Origin of the sequence: Bradyrhizobium sp. STM 3562 (genome assembly GCF_045571435.1) — a bacterium.
Taxonomy (GTDB): Bacteria; Pseudomonadota; Alphaproteobacteria; order Rhizobiales; family Xanthobacteraceae; genus Bradyrhizobium.
Genome location: NZ_CP120694.1, coordinates 6,618,520 through 6,638,029 on the forward strand (window position 1 = coordinate 6,618,520; position 19,510 = coordinate 6,638,029).

A 19,510-nucleotide genomic window follows, 5' to 3' on the forward strand; every position below is an offset into this window, starting at 1 on the left:
TGCAAATCGCTCATGGCGCTCTGCGCCACATCGGCGGCTTGGCCTTCACCGGTTCCAGCAGCGACCAGTCGCCCTGCTCCAACGCATGGCCTTTCGGAAAAGGCGGCCGCTGTTCCAGTCCCAACGAGCGCAGCACGCGATCGTCGCGGTAGTAGCACTGCAATACAACGCGGACGAGCGTTGCCGCCGCAACGCCTCCGCTCGCACGAAACTCCTTCGCCACCGCATCGCGCCTGATTGGATCGAGAGCAGCAAGCGGGGAGCCTGCGAGCCGCGCGATGCGATCGAGCGCCTCGCGAACGCGCATCGTATCGCGGCCGAGCGTCGCCAGGATATCGGCCTGAATGGCAGGATCGTCGGCGCCGGGGACGCCATATTCGGCGCTCGCCGGGATCATCGTGGCGGCGATGACGCGCAGGTCGTCGCGCTGTGCGGGAGTGAGGCCGCTCTCGGCTGTTGCTCTGGTCTCGACGATGCTCATTGCGGTCTCAATCAAACAGGTTGGCGAGGCGCTGTTTCATCTGGTCGGCGATGTAGAGTGCAATCGCCTGGATGGTGGAGGTCGGATTCACGCCGCCGGAGGTGACGAATACGCTGCCATCGACGATGAACAGATTTTTCACGTCATGCGAGCGGCCCCATTCGTTCACCACGGAACGTTCGGGGTCCGTGCCCATCCGCGCGGTGCCGAGCAGATGCCAGCCGCCGTAAAGGATCGGACTGCTGACGCAGATGTCGGTCGCACCGGCCGCGGCCAGAATCTCCCTGGCGCGCGCGATGCCGTGCTCCATCATCTTCGCGCTGTTCTCGCTGATCGTGTAATCCACGCGCGGCGCCGGAATGCCGTGGCTGTCCTTCAGCACGGGATCCAGCGTCACGCGATTATGCTCCTCCGGCAGATCCTCGCAGATCGCGGCCAGCGCCAGCCGATGGCCGTTGAGCTTGCGAAAGACGCGGTGATGATCGGCGCCCCAGGGCAGGACGCCCTTGGCCTCGCTCATGACCGCTTCCATGATGGGACCGGCGCCGCGACCAAACTGGATCGCGTAGCCGCGGACAAAGCCGCGCGAGAGGTCGGTCTCGTAGAATTCCTTGCTCCACAGGCAGGTCGGCGGCGCGCGGTTGCTGTCGGTTTCCTCCTCGACATAGCCGTAGACCTGGGCATAGGGGTGAAACATCAGGTTCTTGCCGACGAGCCCTGACGCGTTCGCAAGGCCGTTGGGAAAGCGCCTGGAAGCGGAATTGAGCAACAGACGCGGCGTGCCGATGCCGTTGCAGGCGATCACGACAACTTCGGCCGGCTGGAATTGCTCGACGCCATCCTTGTCGTAATAGACGACGCCGGACGCCATGCCATGCTCGTTGGTGGTGATCTCGCGCACCCGGCAATGCGTGCGCAGCTCGACGCCGGCGCGCAGCGCGGCGGGCCAATAGGTGATGTCGGTGGACGCCTTGGCGCCTTGCGCGCAGCCGGGCGTGCAATGGCCGAGATTGATGCAACGCGCCCGGCCCTCGTAATCGAGCGTGGCAACCGTCGTATCCGACGGCCATCAGTGCCAGCCGAGCTTGTTCATCGCCTTGGCCAACAGCACGCCGGATTTGCCGAGCGGCAAAGGCGGCATCGGCGGCGGCTCGCGCTGCGGAAAAGCGGGATCGCCAGCGAGACCGGAGACGCCCATCATGCGGTCGTTCTCGGCGAAGAACGGCGCAAGCGTCCCGTAATCGATCGGCCAGTCGTCGGCGACGCCGTCCAGCGTCTTGACGCGAAAATCGGAAGGATGCAGGCGCGGGAAATGCGCCGTGTACATGACGGTCGAGCCGCCGACGCCGTTGAAGTTCACCACCTTGATCGGCGAGTTGTCGTCGTTGATCGGATAGTCCTCGGGGCGGGCGCGGATATTGGGGCTCGGCGAATAGTCGCCGTAAAAGCGCGCCTCCCAATCCCGCCCGGTGGAAGGATAGGCGGCCGGATTCATCCAGCCGCCCTGCTCCAGACAGAGGATGTGCATCCTGGTCTCGGCCAGACTCCAGGCGACCGCGGCGCCGGACGCGCCGGCGCCGATGATCAGAACGTCGACAGGATCGTTCATTTCAGACGTTTCACTCCCGCAGGCCGCCGCCACTTGCGGGCGATCGGCCCCCCGCCGGCGGCCTCACGGGCCACCCCGGCAGACTAGACGATAGGATCAGACCAGGCGGCGAGTAAAGCCACCGGAAAGCGGGGACATCCATGCGAAGCATGCGTGCAAGGCGCGCAGTTTTGTGACATGCCGTTGTCCGGCGAAATCCCTCCCCCGCGCTTCCGGTCATGCGACGACATAACCCGCTTTTTCCGATCTGGTCGGTCTTCATCCTTCTTGCTCTCATGCTCGGCCCGGCACACGCCGCGACCGTCATGGTTCGGGACGGCGACACCATCCAAGTTGGGGACGTCACCTATCACCTCGATGGCGTCGATGCGCCCGAGCTCGACCAGATGTGCATCGACGACCATGCCGATCCCTGGAGCTGCGGCATCGATGCGCGCGACCGCCTGTCGAAGTTGATCGCCGGACGCGCCGTCCATTGCGACGATCTGGGACCCGACAAGACCTTCAGGACCAGGCGCGCCGGCATCTGCCGCGTGGACGGCGATACGGCGAGCCTCAACCAGCAGCTCGTGCGCGAGGGTCTCGCCGCGAGCATCGAGCCGGCGATGAGGCTGCATCTGAACGATGATGCCGCGGCCGCCAGGGCCGACAACAAAGGCCTTTGGAAAGGCTGTTTCGTCGCGCCGCAGGATTTTCGCACCGGCAAGAAGGACAGCGCGCTCCTAGGCGCAGCATGCCGCGCCGACCGCGACCGCGAAATCCGCGCCATCCTGTTTCCGGAGGATCCCGCCATGCCTCCAAGCTGCAGCATCAAGGGCAAGTTCGCGGTCCGCGCACGCGTGACCGGCAATCTCGGGATCTATCATTTGCGGGGCTGCAGCAGCTATGCCGGCCTGACCAGGCCCGATCGCTGGTTCTGCTCGGAGGATGACGCGCGGGCCGCCGGCTTCCGCCGCGCCTACAACTGCCGCGCCAGTCGCGGCAAGTGAGCGAAACGAACCCGGGCTGACGCATGACGAGATTCGAGCTGCTGCCGCATCGACGGTACATCACCTCTCCTGAGGGAGAGGTGAACAAATCAGCGCTGCATCTGCATGATCTGATCCATCGGCGGCATGTTCTGGTTGAGGTTGCTCATGATCCAGAGCGATCCGCCGATCACCAGGAATACGATCAACAGCCCGAAGGCGAGCGCCATCACGTTGTTGGTGTTGTCGGGCCCCGTGGTGATGTGCAGGAAGAACACGAGATGCACGCCCATCTGGGCGATCGCCAGCACGACGAGCGCCACGGGAATCGAGGGCTGCCAGACGAGGTTCGTACCGGCGACAAAGAAGGAGGTTGCGGTCAGCAGGATCGCAAGGCCGAGACCCACGACATATCCGAGCAGCCGCGGACCGATGCGGACTTCCTCTTCCTCGCCGGGCGCAAGGTCGGCCGGATGATGCAAGTCGTGACTCTGATCGCTCATGCGGCACTCCCGATGAGATAGACGACAGAGAAGATCGCGACCCAGATGATGTCAAGCGCATGCCAGAACAGCGCGAAGCAAACCAGGCGGCGCATGATGTCGGCGCGAAAGCCCTTGGCAAAAACCTGTGCCATCATGGTCAGCAGCCAGAGAATGCCCGCCGAGACATGCGCGCCATGGCAGCCGACCAAGGTGAAGAAGGCGGTGAGAAACGCGCTGCGCGTCGGACCTGCATCGCGCGAGACGAGGTCGGCAAATTCGCGTGCCTCCAGCGCAAGAAAGCCGAGCCCGAACAGGCAGGTCACCGCCATGCCCGCCTGGAACCAGAACGCGTTGCGCACGTCTGCGGCGATCATAGCGAGCCCGCACACGAAGCTCGATATCAATAGAAACGCCGTCTCGGCCGCGACGCTTCTGAGGTCGAACAGTTCTGCGCCCGTCGGCCCGCCCGCGGTCTGCCCTAGCAGCACCGCATAGGCCGCGAAGAAGCACGAGAACATCACGATGTCGCTGAGCAGGAAAATCCAGAAGCCATAGGCGGTGACGATGCGCTTGGGCGCCGGCCCCTCGTGGACCGCGGCCACACGAATATGGTGAGGATCGCCGTGAGCGTAGGCCAGTGCCGCGTCGCTCATGCCGCAGCCTCCGTGAGGTTCATTGCGGCCCGCCGTTCCGCCAGAATGGCGCGATCGATCCGGGCGACCTCCGCGGCGGGAATGACGTATTCCTCATGGTCGCGCCAGGCGAAGGCAACAAAGGTCGCGAACGCGCCGACGCCGCCGAGCGCGACCATCCACCAGATATTCCAGATCAGCGCGAATCCCATGATGGTCGCGAAGAAGGCGCAGACGAATCCGGTCGGCGAGTTGCGCGGCATTTCGATGTCCGTGTACTCGCGTTCCTCGTGCTCGGCGGTCTGCTGCTGCTTCGCATGGGCCTTGATCAGCCAATAAGCATCCTCGCCACGAACATCCGGCGGGATGGCAAAATTGAACACGGGCGGTGGCGACGATGTCGCCCATTCCAGCGATCGTCCGTCCCAGGGATCGCCCGTCAGGTCGCGCAACTCTTCGCGACGACGAATGCTGACAGCAAGCTGCAGGACCTGAGCGAGAACGCCGATTGTCATCAAGATGGTGCCGATGCCCGCGGCAATCATCCATGGCCGCCACGCCGCAACATCGTAGTGCTGCATGCGTCGCGTCATGCCCAGGATGCCCGCCGCATAGAGCGGGATGAACGTGACCCAGAAGCCGATGAAAGTGAACCAGAACGCGGTCTTGCCAAGGCCCTCGTGCAGGCGGAAGCCGAAGGCTTTCGGAAACCAGTAGGTGTACCCGGCGAACGCGCCGAACAGCACGCCGCCGATGATGACGTTGTGGAAATGCGCAACCAGGAACAGACTGTTGTGCAACAGGAAGTCCGCAGGCGGCACCGCGACCAGAACGCCGGTGAGGCCGCCGATGATGAAGGTCACCATGAAGCCGACCGACCACAGCATCGGCGTCTCGAACCGAACGCGGCCGCCATACATCGTGAACAGCCAATTGTAGATCTTCACGCCCGTAGGCACCGCAATGATCATGCTGGCAATTCCGAAGATCGCGTTCACGTTCGGACCGGCGCCCATCGTGAAGAAATGGTGCAGCCAAACCATGAACGAAATGATGCAGATCGCCATTGTTGCAAGCACCATTGAACGATAGCCGAACAGCGGCTTGCAGGAGAAGGTGGGGACGATTTCGGAGAAGATGCCGAAGGCGGGCAGGACGAGGATGTAGACCTCCGGATGACCCCATGCCCAGATCAGGTTCATGAACATCATCACGTTGCCGCCGGCCTCGTTGGTGAAGAAATGGAAGCCGAAATAACGGTCCAGCATGAGCATCGTCAGCGTCGCGGTCAGGATCGGGAACGCCGCAATGATCAACAGATTCGACGCAAGCGTGGTCCAGCAGAACATCGGCATGCGCAGATAGGTCATGCCCTTGGTGCGCAGCTTGAGTACCGTGGTGACCAGGTTGATGCCTGCGACAAGCGTGCCGACGCCCGAGATCAGCAATGACCAGAGATAATAGTCGACCCCGACGCCGGGCGTGTACCTCAATTCCGAGAGCGGAGGATAGGGAAGCCAGCCCGTGCGCGCGAATTCCCCGACGACGAGAGAGATGTTGACCAGGAGCGCGCCTGTGGCTGTGAGCCAGAAGCCCACCGAGTTCAGCGTCGGAAACGCGACGTCACGCACGCCGAGTTGCAGCGGCACCACGAGGTTCATCAGCCCGATCACGAACGGCATGCCAACGAAGAAGATCATGATGGTGCCGTGGGCGGAGAATATCTGGTTGAAATGCTCGGGCGGCAGATAGCCATCGGACCGATATGCGATCGCCTGCTGCGCCCGCATCATGATGGCGTCGCTGCCGCCGCGCAGCAGCATCACCAGCGCAAGCAGCGTGTACATGACGCCGATCCGCTTGTGATCGACGCTGGTGATCCATTCATGCCAGAGATACGGCAGATGACCGGCGATGACGATCCAGGCGAGCACCGCCAGGATGACCACCAGCACCACGGCGCCCACAATCAGCGGGATCGGCTGATCGAGCGGAATCGCCTGCAAAGTCAGCTTACCGAACATTGCCCACTCCGGTTTGCGGTCTCGCCAAATTGCTGCTGGTCAATTGCGGTCCCGGTCCCGGCGGGATGCGTAGCGTTGCAATGTCGTCGAACAGCCTCGGATCATCCAGACGATAGGTCGGCCGGCCGGTTTCGATCGACTGCTCCGCCAGTTTCTTGTAGCTGTCCTCGTTCAGCACATTGCCGCTTCGCGCGGTCGCCGCGACCCAGTTCGGAAAGTCGAGCGGGGAGATGACGTGAACGTCGAACAGCATATTTGGAAAGCCGTCACCGCTGAAATGCGCGGAGAGGCCCTGGAGATCGCCCTCCTGATCGGCGCGCAGGTTGAGGCGCGTGACCATGCCGTTCATGGTGTAGATCATGCTGCCGAGCTGCGGGATGAAAAACACGTTCATCACGCTCGATGAGGTGAGCTGAAGCTCGAGCGGCGCGCCGACCGGAACGGTCAGGCTGTTGACGGTTGCAATGCGCTGGTCCGGATAGATGAAGAGCCACTTCCAATCGAGCGAGACGACCTGGATCCGGACGGGACTTCCGGTGCCCGCGACAGGGACCCTCGGATCCAACTGGTGCGAGCCGATCCAGGCCACGCCGCCGAGCAGAATGATGGTGAGCGCAGGTATCGACCAGACAACGAGTTCAAGGCGGCCGGAATAGGCGAAATCCGGAAGATAGAATGCGCGGTGATTTGACTGGCGAAAGTAGAACGCGAAAGCGAGAATGGCGACGATCGTCGGCACCACAATCGCCAACATGATCGCGATGGAATCGATCAGAATGGTGCTGTTGGCGGCTGCAATCGGACCTTGCGGCTCGAGGATATTCATTCCGCGCTTCCCCTTCGGCCAACCCAAAACGCGCCGCGTCAGGTGTGGTTCCAAAGAAGCCTTCTGCAGCCTACGGTCGGCCTCGCCCCCCCGATATCAAATTCGCACGATCCGTCATGCCGCAGCAGCGGTCGCTCGCGCGCTTAACTTCCAGCCGTCACGCTGCTAACGTGCCCTGCTATAAAGGAAAAAAACTGCCGAAGGGAGCGAAGTGACATGCGCCTGAAGGATCGCGTCGCCATCATTATCGGCGCCGGGCAAAGCCCTGGTGAAGGTATCGGCAACGGCCGCGCCACCGCACTCACCTTTGCGCGCGAGGGCGCCAAAGTGTTGTGCGTCGATCACAATCTCGCCTCTGCTCAGGAGACGGTCGATATGATCGCGGCGAAGGGCGGAACGGCAGCCGCGTTCAGGGCCGACGTGACAAAGGAGGTCGAGATCAAGGCGATGGCGGCGGATGCGCTGGGCCGTTGGGGCCGCGTCGACGTGCTTCACAATAATGTCGGCGTCAGCCTCGCCGGAGGCGATGCCGAATTGCTGGCGATCACCGAAGACGCATTCGACCGCTGTGTGGCGATCAACCTGAAGAGTTGTATCCTCGCCGCCAAACATGTGATCCCGATCATGCGGCAGCAGAAGAGCGGCGCCATCATCAACATCTCCTCGATGGCGGCGATCACGACCTATCCTTACGTCGCCTACAAGGCGACCAAGTCGGCGATGATCGCATTCACCGAGCAGCTCGCTTACCAGAACGCCGAGTACGGCATTCGCGCCAATGTCATCCTTCCCGGCTTGATGGACACGCCAATGGCAGTCGACACGCGTGCCCGCGAATTTGGCAAAAGCCGCGCGGAGATCGCCGCCGAGCGCGACAGCAAGGTGCCGCTGCGGCACAAAATGGGCACCGCCTGGGATGTCGCCAACGCCGCGCTGTTTCTGGCGTCCGACGAGGCCAATTTCATCACCGGCGTGACGCTGCCGGTTGATGGTGGCGCCAGCGTGCGACGGGGATAGGCCGGGCGATCAGGGCAGTCGCGCTGAGGGAAACGGCGGGCGCGCGCCCAAGCTCCGCCGCCATTGCGAGGGAAGTGATCCAGCGTCGCCCAACATGTCGTTCCGGGGCGCGCGTTAGCGTGAACCCGGAACCTCGATATTCCGGGTTCGCCTCTGTCGAGGCGCCCCGGAATGACGAACGGGACTCTGGAATGCTTCGGGGAGCCTGTCATCGGGGGCGCGTTCGCGCGACCCGTTGGCTCGCACGGCGGAGGTTTGGCGCCTCTCGGTGTCCTATCCCGCGAGCGCGAGGCGGCTGCGCTTTGCGCCGTAGCCGAAATAGATCACAAGCCCGATCACGAGCCAGATGGCGAGCCGCACCCAGGTGTCGACCGGCAGACCAAACATCAGGAAGATCGCGGTGGCTGCGCCCAAGGGCGCCACGATCCAGATCGCGGGCGCCCTGAACGGCCGATTCAATTCGGGATCGACGATGCGCAGCACCAGCGTGCCGATCGATACCACCGCAAACGCAAACAGCGTCCCGATGCTGACGAGTTCGCCGACCAGCCCGATCGGCAACAGCCCGGCGAGAACGGCAACGACGGCGCCGGAAGCGATGGTCGCCACATGGGGAGTGTGGAAGCGCGGATGGATTCTGGCCGCGGCCGACGGCAGCAGCCCGTCATAGGCCATGGCGCGGAAGATGCGGGGTTGCCCGAGCAGCAGCACCAGAATGACCGAGGTCAGGCCGAAGACGATGCCGAGCTTGATCAGCGGCGCGAGCCAGCCGACGCCGGCATTGTCGATGCCGACCGCAATGGGGTCCGGCACGTTCAGCCGATCGAAGGGCACGATCCCCGTCAGCACGACACCGACCGCGACATAAAGGATGGTGCACACGACGAGCGAGCCCAAAATGCCGATCGGCATGTCGCGGTTTGGTGCGTTTGCTTCCTGCGCTGCGGTGGAGACCGCATCGAAACCGATATAGGCGAAGAACACCACGGCAGCGCCGCGGATCACGCCCGACCAGCCATAGACGCCCTGGCCCGCATTCGGCGGGATGAAGTAGCCCTGCGGATTGCTCGCTGTGATCCAGTTCGACGTGCTGAAATGCGGCGCGCAAAAGATGATGAAGAGAAAAATCACCGTAAGCTTCACCGCGACGATGAAATTGTTGAACCGCGCCGATTCCCTGATGCCGATCACGAGCAGCCAGGTGACGACGACGACGATCGCCACGGCCGGCGCGTTGACAATGGCGCCGGTCGCCGACCAGGCATGGCGGCTGGAGTCGTAGACCAGCGGGGACGAGGCAAATTCGGGGGGAATGTTCACCCCAAAATCCCTGGCGAAGCTGACGGCATAGCCGGACCATCCGATCGCCACCGCAATGGCGCCGACGGCATATTCGAGGATCAGGTCCCAGCCGATGATCCAGGCGACGAGTTCGCCGAGTGTGGCATAGGCATAGGTATAGGCGCTGCCGCTGATCGGCACGGTCGAGGACATCTCGGCATAGCAGAGGCCGGCGAAAGCGCAGGCCACCGCGCCCAGCACAAAGGACAGCGAGACGGCGGGACCGGCATTCGCGGCAGCGGCATGGCCGGTCAGGACAAAAATGCCGGCACCGATGATGCCGCCAATGCCGAGCGCGACGAGATTGAGAGCCGACAAGGTCCGCCTCAGCGGCCGAACCTCACTGCTGGGGTCGCTATGGGCCGCTTCCTTGGCCAGTTCGTCCGTCGACTTCCGCGCCCAGATCTTTGCCAAATCAGCCCGCCTTTCGAAGTCGCCCCGCTGCGAACGTTTGAAAACTGCCGCTTTAGCTCGCCTCCCGCAAGCAAATTCAGTGACTGACCCGCCAGATCGTTCCGTTGCCATCCTCCGCGATCAGAAGCGCGCCGTCCTTCGCAACTGCAATGCCGACAGGGCGTCCCCAAACTTCGCGATCGTTGACGACAAAACCGGTGACAAAATCCTCGTACTCGCCGCTCGGCACACCGTCCTTCAGGCGAATGCGGATCACCTTGTAGCCGGTGCGCTTCGACCTGTTCCACGAGCCATGCTCGGCCGCGAAGGCATCGCCGCGATACTCCGATGGGAAATTGTTGCCGTCGTAGAATGTCAGGGCCATCGAGGCCGAATGCGCTTCGATCAGCACGTCGGGGATTGTGACCTTCTCCTTCAGGTCATCGCGTTCGCCGGCGTGGTGCGGATCTGGATGGCCGCCGATGTAAAACCACGGCCAGCCATAGAAAGCCCCTTCGCGCACGCGCGTGACGTAATCCGGTACCAGATCGTCGCCGAGCCCGTCGCGCTCGTTGGTCGAGCACCAGGGCATACCCGTCGCCGGCTGGATGGCGAGGCCGACGCAGTTGCGAATGCCCGTTGCGAACAACTTTCGGTCCTTCCCATCGGGATCAAAGGAAAGCACCGCCGCGCGATCGGTCTCCTCGCCCCAGGCCGCCCCGAGTGGATGGCGCTTGATCCATGCCTCCAATCCGCCCGGCGGGGTATCCATTCCCTCGCCATCATTGCCCGCAGAGCCGACCGAGACCAGCATGCGTCTGTTATCGGGCGTGAACACGATGTCGCGGGTGGAATGCCCGTAGCCGCGCGCGAGATTGGGCACCACCGTTTCGGGCCGTGCCGTCGCGCGCAGATCGCCGAAATGATAGGGAAAGCGGACCACGCTATCGGTGTTGGCGACGTATATCCATCGCGGGTCATCGCCCGTGGGGAAGAACGCAATGCCGAACGGGCGATTGAGGCCGCTGGCGAAAACCTCTTTCTGAATCGGCTGCGACGGGCCGTGCGCCGCACGAAGCACGCGAATGCGCCCGGCCCGCGTCTCCGCAACGAAGATATCGCCGTTCGGCGCGACTCTGATCGTACGCGGGCCGCTTAAGCCTGCCGCAAACGGTTCGATCTTGAAGCCGGGCGGCACCTGCAGCTCCGCGCCGGGAGGTTTTGCGACAACGCGCGACACGTTGGCGACCGAGCGCGTCGCCCCGGGCGCCGGCAGATCCTGCGGCCTGATCAAGCGGACCGTCCCGGGCTTGTCAGCCTGCCAACCGCCGAACGCGTCCTTGCCTTGCAGGACGGTGGGCTCGGCGCCGGCCGCTGCGATGAATGCAGCCATCATCATGACGAACGCCGCGCTCCGCAGCGAGGGCTTTGGCATGACCGGCCGTCCTCCATTTGCACTTCCGCCCATGGCTCGCGATCATAATGTCGGATCATTGCAAATTGTTCGGTCGGTCGCGATCAATTTGCCTCCGGCCAAACGTGAGCCGTGCGCTGTCGCGCAGGCTCTTTTGCCGGCCCAAACATGACTTGGACTGCCTCAAAGCTGTGCAGAGCTTGCCCCTCAGAAGCGCTGGAAAACCAAAACGATCGATGCAACAGATGAGTTTGGGGCCGCAAACGCCCATTTGCAGGCATCTCGGGCGCAAGCCTCGATCGCAAAAGAAGACATGTGGAAGCGGGAATGTGGGAATCCATATTGACGGAGTGGCTGAGCCTGATCTTCCGCTGGCTGCATGTGGTGGCCGCGATCGCATGGATCGGCAGCTCGTTCTACTTCATCCATCTCGACCTCGGCCTGAAGCCCAGCGCTGACCTGCCGGGCGGCGTCCAGGGCGAGGCATGGCAAGTCCATGGCGGCGGCTTCTATCGCATCGTCAAATATCTGGTCGCGCCGGCAAAGCTGCCGGACGAACTGACCTGGTTCAAATGGGAAGCCTATACGACCTGGCTGTCGGGCTTCGCGCTGATGGTCGTGGTCTACTATTTCAATGCCGATCTGTTTCTGGTCGACAAATCCGTTCTCGACCTCACGCCGCTGCAAGCCGGCCTGTTCAGTTTCGCAAGTCTCGTGCTCGCCTGGCTGCTCTATGAAGGCGCCTGTCGCTCGGGGCTCGCCAGGCATGAGCTTGCGTTTGCGCTGGGCGGCTATGTTTTCCTGGTGGCATTGACTTACGCCTTTACCCACGTCTTGAGCGGGCGCGGCGCCTTCAACCAGATCGGCGCGATCATCGGCACCATCATGGTCGCGAACGTCTTTCTGGTGATCATTCCGAACCAGAAGAAGATCGTGGCGGCGCTCTTGGCGGGAGGGTCGCCTGATCCCAGGCTCGGCAAGGCTGGCAAGGAGCGCAGTGTCCACAACAACTATCTGACATTGCCGGTCCTGGTGCTGATGATCAGCAACCACTATCCGCTGCTGTTCGCCACGCGTTACAACTGGCTGATTGTCGCGATCGTGCTCGCGCTCGGTCCGATCATCCGCCACTTCTTCAACGAGCGGCACGCCGGGCGCGCATCGCCATGGTGGGTGTGGGGCGTCGCCGCGGTCGGAATGATCGCCATCGGATTGTTGTCGGCGGCCGGGCCGCGCCAGCTCACGACGGGCGCTGTCTCGGCCGAACCCAGCTTTGCCAACGCCCAGGAGATCATCCTGTCGCGCTGCAGCATGTGCCACGCCGCCGAGCCGGTGTGGGCGGGCATCACAACCGCGCCGAAAGGCATTTTGCTCGACGATGCCGATCACATCCGCCGCAACGCCCGGCTGATCGGCCGCAATGCCGCTTGGGCGAGCGCGATGCCGCCCGGCAATGTCACGGAGATGACGGCGGACGAGCGCGCCCTGCTTGCGGCCTGGATCGCATCTGACGTCCGCTGACGGCGGTCCATCAACTCACTTGCGGGATTTTCCCACGGTTTGGGAATTTCCACTCTCCCCTTGCGCGTTTCGCGCGTCGCGCGCCATCTCAAGGCAGGTCAAGTACTCGACATAGCTCCCGGTGCCGTCCATCGTGGTTTCCGACAGGCAACGTTGCCTGTCGCCCGCGGTGAACTGCGACCACTGCTTGTGCACCTGCTGAAGAGCCTGATTCTCATCGTCCTTGCAGTGGTCCTGGTTGGCACCGGTCCCACCCTCCAGGGAGCACTCGCGCGCAATGTCGAATTTCGGCACATTGTCGGCAACAGGGCTGACGGGCAAGGCCGTGAGAATGACGATCGGAAGGTGCATCAGCATAGCTTCCTCCATGTCGAAAGCGCGTTCCGGATCGCAAAAGGCCCGGGAAGTCAGCGGCAAAGGCTCACGCGAAAAAAAATCCGGCCGACGGTTATCGGTTCCATCTTCGGGGATTTGAACGGTTCAATTCTATGACAGCGCGCCCAGCACGCCGCGCGTGGCCTGGTCGATTTCCTCGACATAACGGCGCCGCGCATAGGATTCCGTCAGGAAGCCGATCACCTTGCGGCTGTTTTCCGACTCCAGCACGGCCAGCACCTCGGCCTCGGCGTCGTCGAAGATCTTCATCGCGGTCTTGACGTTCATTTCCGGCAATAGGCTGACATCGGCGTAACGCGCAAGCTCCACCACCTGGATCTCGTCCGCGATGGAATCGAGCTCGCCCGAAAACAGCTCCGGCAGCAGCACCAGGCCGCAATAATCATCGGAATTGTTGACCACCACGATCGCCGGCCGCGATCCCAGCACGAACTCGCGCCGGCAGGCCGCGATGCTGGTGGTGCTAGGGACCTTGCCGACGTCGGCGCGCATCATGCGCTCCACCGTGAGATTGCGCAGCCAGCCCACGTCGTTCGCGCTGCGGATGGTCTCGCCGCGAAGATGAAGGCGCCAGGTGGAGAATGAGTGGCCGAACATGAAGCGGACGAAGATGCTGGTGACGATGCAGGCGGCCAGCACGACCGCGGTGACATCGACGCTGCGCGTCATCTCCAAGACCAGGAACGACATCGTGAGCGGACCGCCCACGATCGCCACGCCCAGGGTCGCCATCCCCGTCAGCATGGCGACCAGGGGATCGACCGCGATGTCCAGCCCCGAAGCCTGCACCACCGCGGCATAGAACTTTCCGAGCAGGCTGCCGACGAACAGCGAGGCAAAGAACAGGCCGCCGCGGAAGCCCGATGACAGCGAAATCAGGCAGGCGATCACCTTCAGAGCGATCACGGTGGCGATGAAGCCGATCGCCATCTCGCGATGCAGATCCAGCACCATGGCGCCGTGGCCGGCCGCCAGCACTTGCGGCGTCACGATGGCAAGCCCGCCGACGCACAAGCCCCCGATCACGGGCCGGATCCAGACCGGCAGCTTCGGATGCGCAAAGATGCGCTCGAACCACACCGAGCTGCGCATGACGGCAATTCCGATCGCCGCGGAAATCAAGGCCAGCGCGATCAGTGCCAAATATTGTTCGAGGCCGACGCTGTTGACGTGGGGCACTTCCAACGAATACGGCGCGCCCCCGAGATACTGCGCGGTCAGGGCCGCCGACAACGATGCCGCAAGGATCGGCGCGGCGCTGCCGACCGAATAGACCCCGACGATCAGCTCGCAGGCGTAGAAGGCGCCGGTGATCGGCGCACCGAATGCCGCCGCGATGGCGCCCGCCGCACCGCAACCGACGATCAGGCGGAGGTCGTTGCGGCGCAAATTGAGGACCTGCCCGAGCAGCGAGGCCGCGCCGGAGCCGATCTGGGTGTAACCGGCCTCCAATCCAACCGATGCGCCGCAGCCGTTGGAGACCAGGGTCTGACCGCTCACCACCATGCTGTCGCGCAGCGACAGCCGGCCGCCACGCAGCGCGTTGGCCTCGATTGGGTCGACCGCATTGGCGATCTTCCAGCGCCGCCGCAGCCATTCCATGATACCGAGCGAGAGCCCCCCGATGGCCGGCGCGATCATGGCAGTGGCCGGGTTGACCCAGGCGTTCGCGCTCAGGCGCACGTCGATCGGGATGCCGTAGATCAGGACATGGGCGATCTGGGCGATCTCGCTCATCAAGGTCACGATGGCGCCGGCGACAACCCCGACCACCAGCGCCAGCGGGATCAGATAGAATTCATTGCTGCGCAGAAGCGCGCGCAGGCGTGTCAGCACCCGGTTCGAGCTCTTCCGATCGATGATTTGCGCGATCTGTGCGAGCACCGGGGCGTCCTATTGGTCCGAATTGCGGTCCGTATGTCCGTAGCCAACCATCTTCTGCCGAACCCGTTCGATCTCATCGCTATCGAGTAGCGGCGGCTTTCCGATCTGCAAGCACCCATGATACTGCCGCGCCAGCGTCTCGACCTCCACGGCCAGCCAAAGCGCGCGATCGAGCGAGGGGCCGATCGCAATCATGCCGTGGTGGTCGAGCAGGCAGGCGAGCCGGCCTTCCAGGGCCTTGACCGCATGTTCCGACAACTCTGGCGTGCCGAACGTGGCGTATGGCGCGCAACGGATGTTGTCGCCGCCGGCGGCAGCGATCATGTAATGGACCGGCGGGATGTCCAAACCCATGATCGCCAGGATCGTCGCATAGGTCGGATGGGCGTGGACCACCGCGTGAACTTCCGGCCGGGCGCGCAGGATGTCGAGATGAAAGCGCCATTCGCTGGAAGGCCGCTGGCCTTCCGCGAACGAGCCGTCGATCGTCATGAACACCATCTGTTCCGGCGTCATCCAGTCGTAGGGCACGCTGGTCGGCGTGATCAGCATGCCCTCGCCGTGACGGACACTGATGTTGCCTGACGTGCCCTGGTTGATGCCGAGCGCATTCATCCGGCGGCAAGCATCGATGATGGCCTGCCGCTTCTCATTCTCGGCCCCGCTGATCGCATACCCTAATTTGGTCGCGCCGCGGGCCCTTTTTGAGGCGGAAATCTTGGGGCTCATTGCCGCAGATAATGGTGCAACGCGGTGCGGGTCAAGCCGCATAAAACAAGCGAGAATTCAAAAAGCCGAAGCGTTCATCAGCCATTCAGGATGCTGTGCGACGCACGGCGAACCGTCTCCTTTCGGCCCTCGAGCCTGTCATGATTTGTGGCCGAAGCCGCGCGCCAATATCACCACCGCATCAGCGCCGGCTTTGCGGTCCGCGGCAATCTCGACATATTCGGGCGACTCCTGAAACTCCAGCGCCGCGGCACTGTCCGGAAACTCGAGCACGACCACCTTGTCGCGCTCGAAGGCTCCTTCCAGCACCTGCGGCTGTTCATCGGCGACCACCACTCTGCCCTTGAACTTGCGAAAGACGTCGAAGAAGCGCGACTGGTAGCGATCGTAAAGCTCGCGGCGGGTGAATTTGAGTTGCGCGATGATGTAGACGGCCATGACGTTTCCAATCGAATAGTTAAGTTGTCGTCAGTTGGACGAGAGCGGGCAACCCGTCAGGCCTTCCTGCCCTGCGCCTCCAGATGCCGGCTGTAGCGCGACATCGCAAAGCAGAACGCGAAATAGATTATCCCGACGAAAACATAGACCTCGACGCTGAACGACTGCCAGGCCGGATCGATGATCGCGGTCTTGGCGGTCGTGAGCAGATCGAAAATGCCGATGATCAGCACCAGGCTGGTGTCCTTGAAAAAGGCGATGAACGTATTCACCAGGGGCGGGATCACGTGGCGGATCGCCTGCGGCAGGATGATGAGGCGATGCTTCCGCCAATAGGACAGGCCGAGCGCGTCGGCGGCCTCGTGCTGGCCCCGCGGCACCGCCTGCAAGCCGCCGCGAATGACTTCGGCAAGGTAGGCGCCGGCGTAGAGCACGATCGCGATTTGTGCCCGCAAGAGCTTGTCGATGTTAACGCCATCAGGCATGAACAGCGGAAACATCACGCTGGCCATGAACAACAGGCTGATCAGCGGCACGCCGCGGATCAGCTCGACATAAAGCACGCAGAGCGAGCGGATCGCCGGCAGCTTTGAGCGCCGGCCCAGCGCCACGACGATCCCGAGCGGAAAGCCGAAGGCGAGCCCGAAGGTCGCCAGGATCAGCGTCACCGGAAGACCGCCCCAGCGGTCCTGCGAGACGAAAGGCATGCCAAGCACGCCGCCCCACATCAGAACGCCGATGAGAACCAGTGCCGCCACCCAGATATAAACCAGCTCGCGCCGCCAGAAGCCGCGGCGGCTCGACACATAGAACAGCGCGATGAACACCAGTGTCGCGGCCGCCGGCCGCCACTGCTGGTCGAACGGATAGGTGCCGAACAGGATGAAACGATATTTCTCGGGGATGACAGCCCAGCAGGCGCCGAGCCCACGCGCCGCGCGGCACGCGCTGGTGTTGTTGCCGGGCACCGTCCAGACGGCATCCCAAAGGCCCCATTGCACGAAGCTGATCAGCGCCTTGGCGAGCAGCACGATCAGCAGCAGCGTGATGATGCTCGAGGCGATCGAGGAGAACAGATTGGCGCGCAGCCAGCGCAGTGCGCGCTGCCCTGCTCCCCAGCCCGATTGCACCTGGCCGAGCGAGCGAGGATTTCGCGGGGCTTCCAGCGCCGAGCTCATGGTCAGCGCTCCACCAGCGCGATGCGCGCGTTGTACCAGTTCATGAACAGGCTGATGCCGAGGCTAATGGTCAGGAACACCGCCATGATCAGCGCAATCGCCTCGATTGCCTGTCCCGTCTGGTTGAGCGTCGTGTTCGCGATCGAGACGATGTCCTGATAGCCGATTGCGACGGCAAGCGAGGAATTCTTGGTCAGATTGAGATACTGGCTGGTCATGGGCGGCACGATGACGCGCAGCGCCTGGGGCAGGACAATGTGCTGGAGCACAAAGCTGCGGCGCAAGCCGAGCGCGAGCGCGGCGTCCCATTGGCCCCTCGGGACGGCCTGAATGCCGCTGCGAACGATCTCGGCGATGAAGGCCGACGTGTAGGTGACAAGCGCGATCAGCAACGCGAAATATTCCGGCGCCAGCGTCAGCCCGCCGACGAAGTTGAATCCGCGCAGCTCCGGCAATGTCACCGTCCAGGACACGCCGAGAGCCCATGACACGAGAGCCGGCCCGGCGATGACCAGAACGAGGCCGTAGGGCCAGACGTAACGCGGCTTGCCGTCCTGCATCTGTCGCGCGATCAGATAACGGCGCAGCAAATAGAACACGAGGAGGCCGGCCGCGGCCGTGCCGAGCAACCAAAGCTGCCCCTCTCCGATCGGGATCGACGGCAACATCAGTCCGCGGTTGGAAAGATAGACGCCTTCGATCGGTCTCCAGGCGGCGCGCGCGCCCGGAAGGCCCTGCATCAGCACGTACCAGAACAGGAGCTGCAGCAGCAGCGGAACGTCGCGCAGTACCTCGACGTAGACCGCGGCCAGGCGGGACAGCAGCCAGTTGGCCGACAGCCGCGCGATGCCGATCATCGTGCCGAGCACTGTCGCGAGCACGATCCCGATCACCGCGACGCGCAGCGTATTGACGATGCCGACCATGAAGGCGCGCAGGTAGGTGTCCTTCGGACTGTAGGACAGCCAGGTGTCGGCAATCGGCATGCCGGCCTCACGGCCGAGAAAGGCAAAGCCGGTCGAGATGCGGCGCACCGAGAGATTGTGAGCGGCGTTCGACCAGAGCCAGGCCACCACGGCAATCGCGATCCCGACCACCAGGATCTGCCAGAGCAGGCCAGTGAGCGCCTCGCGGCGCAGCGAGATGCGCAAGCCCTTCCGGGGCGGCAGTTTGGGCGTGGCGGTCGTCACAGCACAGGAATCCTCTTGAAGCAGCGATTTCCGGCCATGCGCTTGCGGCGCGCATCATATGTTGCACCGTTCCCGCAATCATGCAACAAATGTTTCATGATCGGCCTGCTGAAATCCCAGCCCTCACGCCCCTCGCCGCTGAGCGAACTCTGCAGCGCATTGCCCTCGCTCCCGCTGCGGCTGCAGGAGGTCGGACGGTTCGTCGCCGCCAACGATTACGACGCCACCACCCGCTCGATGCGCGATCTCGCGGCGGAGGCCGGCGCCGATCCCGCCGCCTTCACGCGACTCGCCAAGGCGCTGGGCTATTCGGGGTGGGACCAGCTTCGCGCCGCGCTGACCGAGGCGCGGCGGCCGTCGCAAGCCTCGCCGTTCTCGGGCCGCGCCAAGGGGCGCCGCTACGGCCCCGATTCCGACGTCGCACTGATCAATGCGAAGCTCGAAGCCGAAGCGGCAGGCCTCGCGCGCATCTCGGCCGTTTCGATTGCAGACGCGGCCAAGGCGCTGCACGCAGCCAGGCGCATCTGGATCGCCGGCTTCCGAAGCTGTCGCAGCGTTGCGGAACTGCTCAATTATGAGCTGCGGCTGTTTCGCCCGGACAGGGTGCAATTGGTCGGCGGTTCGGGGCCGGAGGATCTCGACCTCGGCGCGTTTCATGCTGGCGAGGCCGTCGTGGTGATCGGCTTTGCGCCCTACTCTCGCGCCAGCGTATTGTCCGCGCGCGCCGCGCATGGTGCCGGCGCCACGCTGATCGCGATTGCGGATTCGCCCGCCGCACCGATGACGGAAGGCGCCGATCATGTCCTGCTCTACGAGGCCGCCGCTTCGCCCGGATTTTTTCCCAGCCTCACCGGCGCCATCGCAATTGCGCAATCGCTTGCGGCGGTGACGTTTTCGCTCGGCGGGGCAAGCACACGAAAGCGCCTTCGGGAGACCGAGGTGCGCCTTGCCGCGACCTCGCAATATGTCGCGGAGAAAGGTTGA

17 protein-coding genes and 1 pseudogene are annotated in these 19,510 nt (G+C 63.5%); 4 read left to right on the forward strand and 14 right to left on the reverse strand.

Annotated features, from left to right (window positions below; genetic code table 11):
* Positions 1–10: 10 nt before the first annotated feature.
* Entirely contained in the window at positions 11–481 is a 471-nt protein-coding gene (locus P6U23_RS30465; RefSeq protein ID WP_407176078.1) for a hypothetical protein, read from the reverse strand.
* Between the two features lie 7 nt (positions 482–488).
* A pseudogene (locus P6U23_RS30470) lies at positions 489–2,090 on the reverse strand (GMC family oxidoreductase).
* Between the two features lie 275 nt (positions 2,091–2,365).
* On the opposite strand from P6U23_RS30470, the gene P6U23_RS30475 reads away from it, so the two are divergent.
* The gene (locus tag P6U23_RS30475; protein WP_407181640.1) at positions 2,366–3,079 is read left to right on the forward strand and encodes a thermonuclease family protein; all 714 of its coding nucleotides are present in this window, start codon (positions 2,366–2,368) and stop codon (positions 3,077–3,079) included.
* A gap of 89 nt (positions 3,080–3,168) precedes the next feature.
* Here P6U23_RS30475 and cyoD read toward each other — a convergent pair whose 3' ends face one another.
* Genes cyoD through P6U23_RS30495 form a run of 4 tightly spaced genes read right to left on the reverse strand, consistent with a single transcriptional unit; the run spans position 3,169 to position 7,025 of the window.
* Entirely contained in the window at positions 3,169–3,561 is a 393-nt protein-coding gene (gene cyoD / locus P6U23_RS30480) for a cytochrome o ubiquinol oxidase subunit IV (RefSeq protein ID WP_407176079.1), read from the reverse strand.
* Complete coding sequence (locus P6U23_RS30485; RefSeq protein ID WP_407176080.1) at positions 3,558–4,196, reverse strand: cytochrome (ubi)quinol oxidase subunit III; 639 nt, start codon at positions 4,194–4,196, stop codon at positions 3,558–3,560. The genes cyoD and P6U23_RS30485 overlap by 4 nt, the downstream gene beginning before the upstream one ends.
* Complete coding sequence (locus P6U23_RS30490; RefSeq protein WP_407176081.1) at positions 4,193–6,199, reverse strand: cbb3-type cytochrome c oxidase subunit I; 2,007 nt, start codon at positions 6,197–6,199, stop codon at positions 4,193–4,195. The genes P6U23_RS30485 and P6U23_RS30490 overlap by 4 nt, the downstream gene beginning before the upstream one ends.
* Positions 6,189–7,025: a cytochrome ubiquinol oxidase subunit II gene (locus P6U23_RS30495; RefSeq protein WP_407176082.1), complete on the reverse strand. Its 837-nt coding sequence runs from the start codon at positions 7,023–7,025 to the stop codon at positions 6,189–6,191. Before P6U23_RS30495 ends, P6U23_RS30490 begins: the two co-directional genes overlap by 11 nt.
* A 216-nt stretch (positions 7,026–7,241) precedes the next feature.
* Between P6U23_RS30495 and P6U23_RS30500 the strand changes: the two genes are divergently transcribed.
* The gene (locus tag P6U23_RS30500; protein ID WP_407176083.1) at positions 7,242–8,042 is read left to right on the forward strand and encodes an SDR family NAD(P)-dependent oxidoreductase; all 801 of its coding nucleotides are present in this window, start codon (positions 7,242–7,244) and stop codon (positions 8,040–8,042) included.
* 273 nt (positions 8,043–8,315) lie between these two features.
* Here P6U23_RS30500 and P6U23_RS30505 read toward each other — a convergent pair whose 3' ends face one another.
* Together P6U23_RS30505 and P6U23_RS30510 are read right to left on the reverse strand one after the other, a co-directional pair.
* On the reverse strand, positions 8,316–9,797 hold the full coding sequence (locus P6U23_RS30505; RefSeq protein WP_407176084.1) for an amino acid permease: 1,482 nt from the start codon (positions 9,795–9,797) through the stop codon (positions 8,316–8,318).
* Between the two features lie 76 nt (positions 9,798–9,873).
* Complete coding sequence (locus tag P6U23_RS30510) at positions 9,874–11,211, reverse strand: PQQ-dependent sugar dehydrogenase (protein ID WP_407176085.1); 1,338 nt, start codon at positions 11,209–11,211, stop codon at positions 9,874–9,876.
* Between the two features lie 306 nt (positions 11,212–11,517).
* Here P6U23_RS30510 and P6U23_RS30515 point away from each other — a divergent pair, with 306 nt between their 5' ends.
* The gene (locus tag P6U23_RS30515; protein ID WP_407176086.1) at positions 11,518–12,711 is read left to right on the forward strand and encodes a urate hydroxylase PuuD; all 1,194 of its coding nucleotides are present in this window, start codon (positions 11,518–11,520) and stop codon (positions 12,709–12,711) included.
* A 15-nt stretch (positions 12,712–12,726) separates the two neighbouring features.
* On the opposite strand, the gene P6U23_RS30520 is transcribed toward P6U23_RS30515, so the two are convergent.
* The 6 genes from P6U23_RS30520 to P6U23_RS30545 form a co-directional block, all read right to left on the reverse strand.
* Positions 12,727–13,068, reverse strand: coding sequence for a hypothetical protein (locus P6U23_RS30520; protein ID WP_407176087.1), 342 nt, complete (start codon positions 13,066–13,068; stop codon positions 12,727–12,729).
* A 129-nt stretch (positions 13,069–13,197) separates the two neighbouring features.
* Entirely contained in the window at positions 13,198–14,991 is a 1,794-nt protein-coding gene (locus tag P6U23_RS30525; RefSeq protein ID WP_407176088.1) for a chloride channel protein, read from the reverse strand.
* Between the two features lie 9 nt (positions 14,992–15,000).
* Positions 15,001–15,606 carry a class II aldolase/adducin family protein gene (locus P6U23_RS30530; RefSeq protein WP_407181641.1) on the reverse strand — a complete coding sequence of 202 codons (606 nt, stop codon included), beginning with the start codon at positions 15,604–15,606 and terminating at the stop codon, positions 15,001–15,003.
* A gap of 252 nt (positions 15,607–15,858) precedes the next feature.
* The gene (locus tag P6U23_RS30535) at positions 15,859–16,158 is read right to left on the reverse strand and encodes a DUF1330 domain-containing protein (RefSeq protein WP_407176089.1); all 300 of its coding nucleotides are present in this window, start codon (positions 16,156–16,158) and stop codon (positions 15,859–15,861) included.
* Positions 16,159–16,214: 56 nt separating this feature from the next.
* Positions 16,215–17,336 (reverse strand): amino acid ABC transporter permease, encoded by a 1,122-nt coding sequence (locus tag P6U23_RS30540; protein ID WP_407176090.1) that lies wholly within the window; start codon positions 17,334–17,336, stop codon positions 16,215–16,217.
* A 2-nt stretch (positions 17,337–17,338) separates the two neighbouring features.
* Positions 17,339–18,526 (reverse strand): amino acid ABC transporter permease, encoded by a 1,188-nt coding sequence (locus P6U23_RS30545; protein ID WP_407176091.1) that lies wholly within the window; start codon positions 18,524–18,526, stop codon positions 17,339–17,341.
* Between the two features lie 96 nt (positions 18,527–18,622).
* On the opposite strand from P6U23_RS30545, the gene P6U23_RS30550 reads away from it, so the two are divergent.
* Entirely contained in the window at positions 18,623–19,510 is an 888-nt protein-coding gene (locus P6U23_RS30550) for a MurR/RpiR family transcriptional regulator (protein ID WP_407176092.1), read from the forward strand.

Bases quoted from the DNA above. Each gene is read 5' to 3' on its own strand.
- P6U23_RS30485 (WP_407176080.1), bottom strand. From the start codon at position 4,196: ATGAGCGACGCGGCACTGGCCTACGCTCACGGCGATCCTCACCATATT.
- P6U23_RS30530 (WP_407181641.1), bottom strand. From the start codon at position 15,606: ATGAATGCGCTCGGCATCAACCAGGGCACGTCAGGCAACATCAGTGTC.
- P6U23_RS30490 (WP_407176081.1), bottom strand. From the start codon at position 6,199: ATGTTCGGTAAGCTGACTTTGCAGGCGATTCCGCTCGATCAGCCGATC.
- P6U23_RS30510 (WP_407176085.1), bottom strand. From the start codon at position 11,211: ATGCCAAAGCCCTCGCTGCGGAGCGCGGCGTTCGTCATGATGATGGCT.
- P6U23_RS30475 (WP_407181640.1), top strand. From the start codon at position 2,366: ATGCTCGGCCCGGCACACGCCGCGACCGTCATGGTTCGGGACGGCGAC.
- P6U23_RS30465 (WP_407176078.1), bottom strand. From the start codon at position 481: ATGAGCATCGTCGAGACCAGAGCAACAGCCGAGAGCGGCCTCACTCCC.
- P6U23_RS30550 (WP_407176092.1), top strand. From the start codon at position 18,623: ATGATCGGCCTGCTGAAATCCCAGCCCTCACGCCCCTCGCCGCTGAGC.
- P6U23_RS30495 (WP_407176082.1), bottom strand. From the start codon at position 7,025: ATGAATATCCTCGAGCCGCAAGGTCCGATTGCAGCCGCCAACAGCACC.
- cyoD (WP_407176079.1), bottom strand. From the start codon at position 3,561: ATGAGCGATCAGAGTCACGACTTGCATCATCCGGCCGACCTTGCGCCC.
- P6U23_RS30540 (WP_407176090.1), bottom strand. From the start codon at position 17,336: ATGAGCTCGGCGCTGGAAGCCCCGCGAAATCCTCGCTCGCTCGGCCAG.
- P6U23_RS30535 (WP_407176089.1), bottom strand. From the start codon at position 16,158: ATGGCCGTCTACATCATCGCGCAACTCAAATTCACCCGCCGCGAGCTT.
- P6U23_RS30520 (WP_407176087.1), bottom strand. From the start codon at position 13,068: ATGCTGATGCACCTTCCGATCGTCATTCTCACGGCCTTGCCCGTCAGC.
- P6U23_RS30515 (WP_407176086.1), top strand. From the start codon at position 11,518: ATGTGGGAATCCATATTGACGGAGTGGCTGAGCCTGATCTTCCGCTGG.
- P6U23_RS30500 (WP_407176083.1), top strand. From the start codon at position 7,242: ATGCGCCTGAAGGATCGCGTCGCCATCATTATCGGCGCCGGGCAAAGC.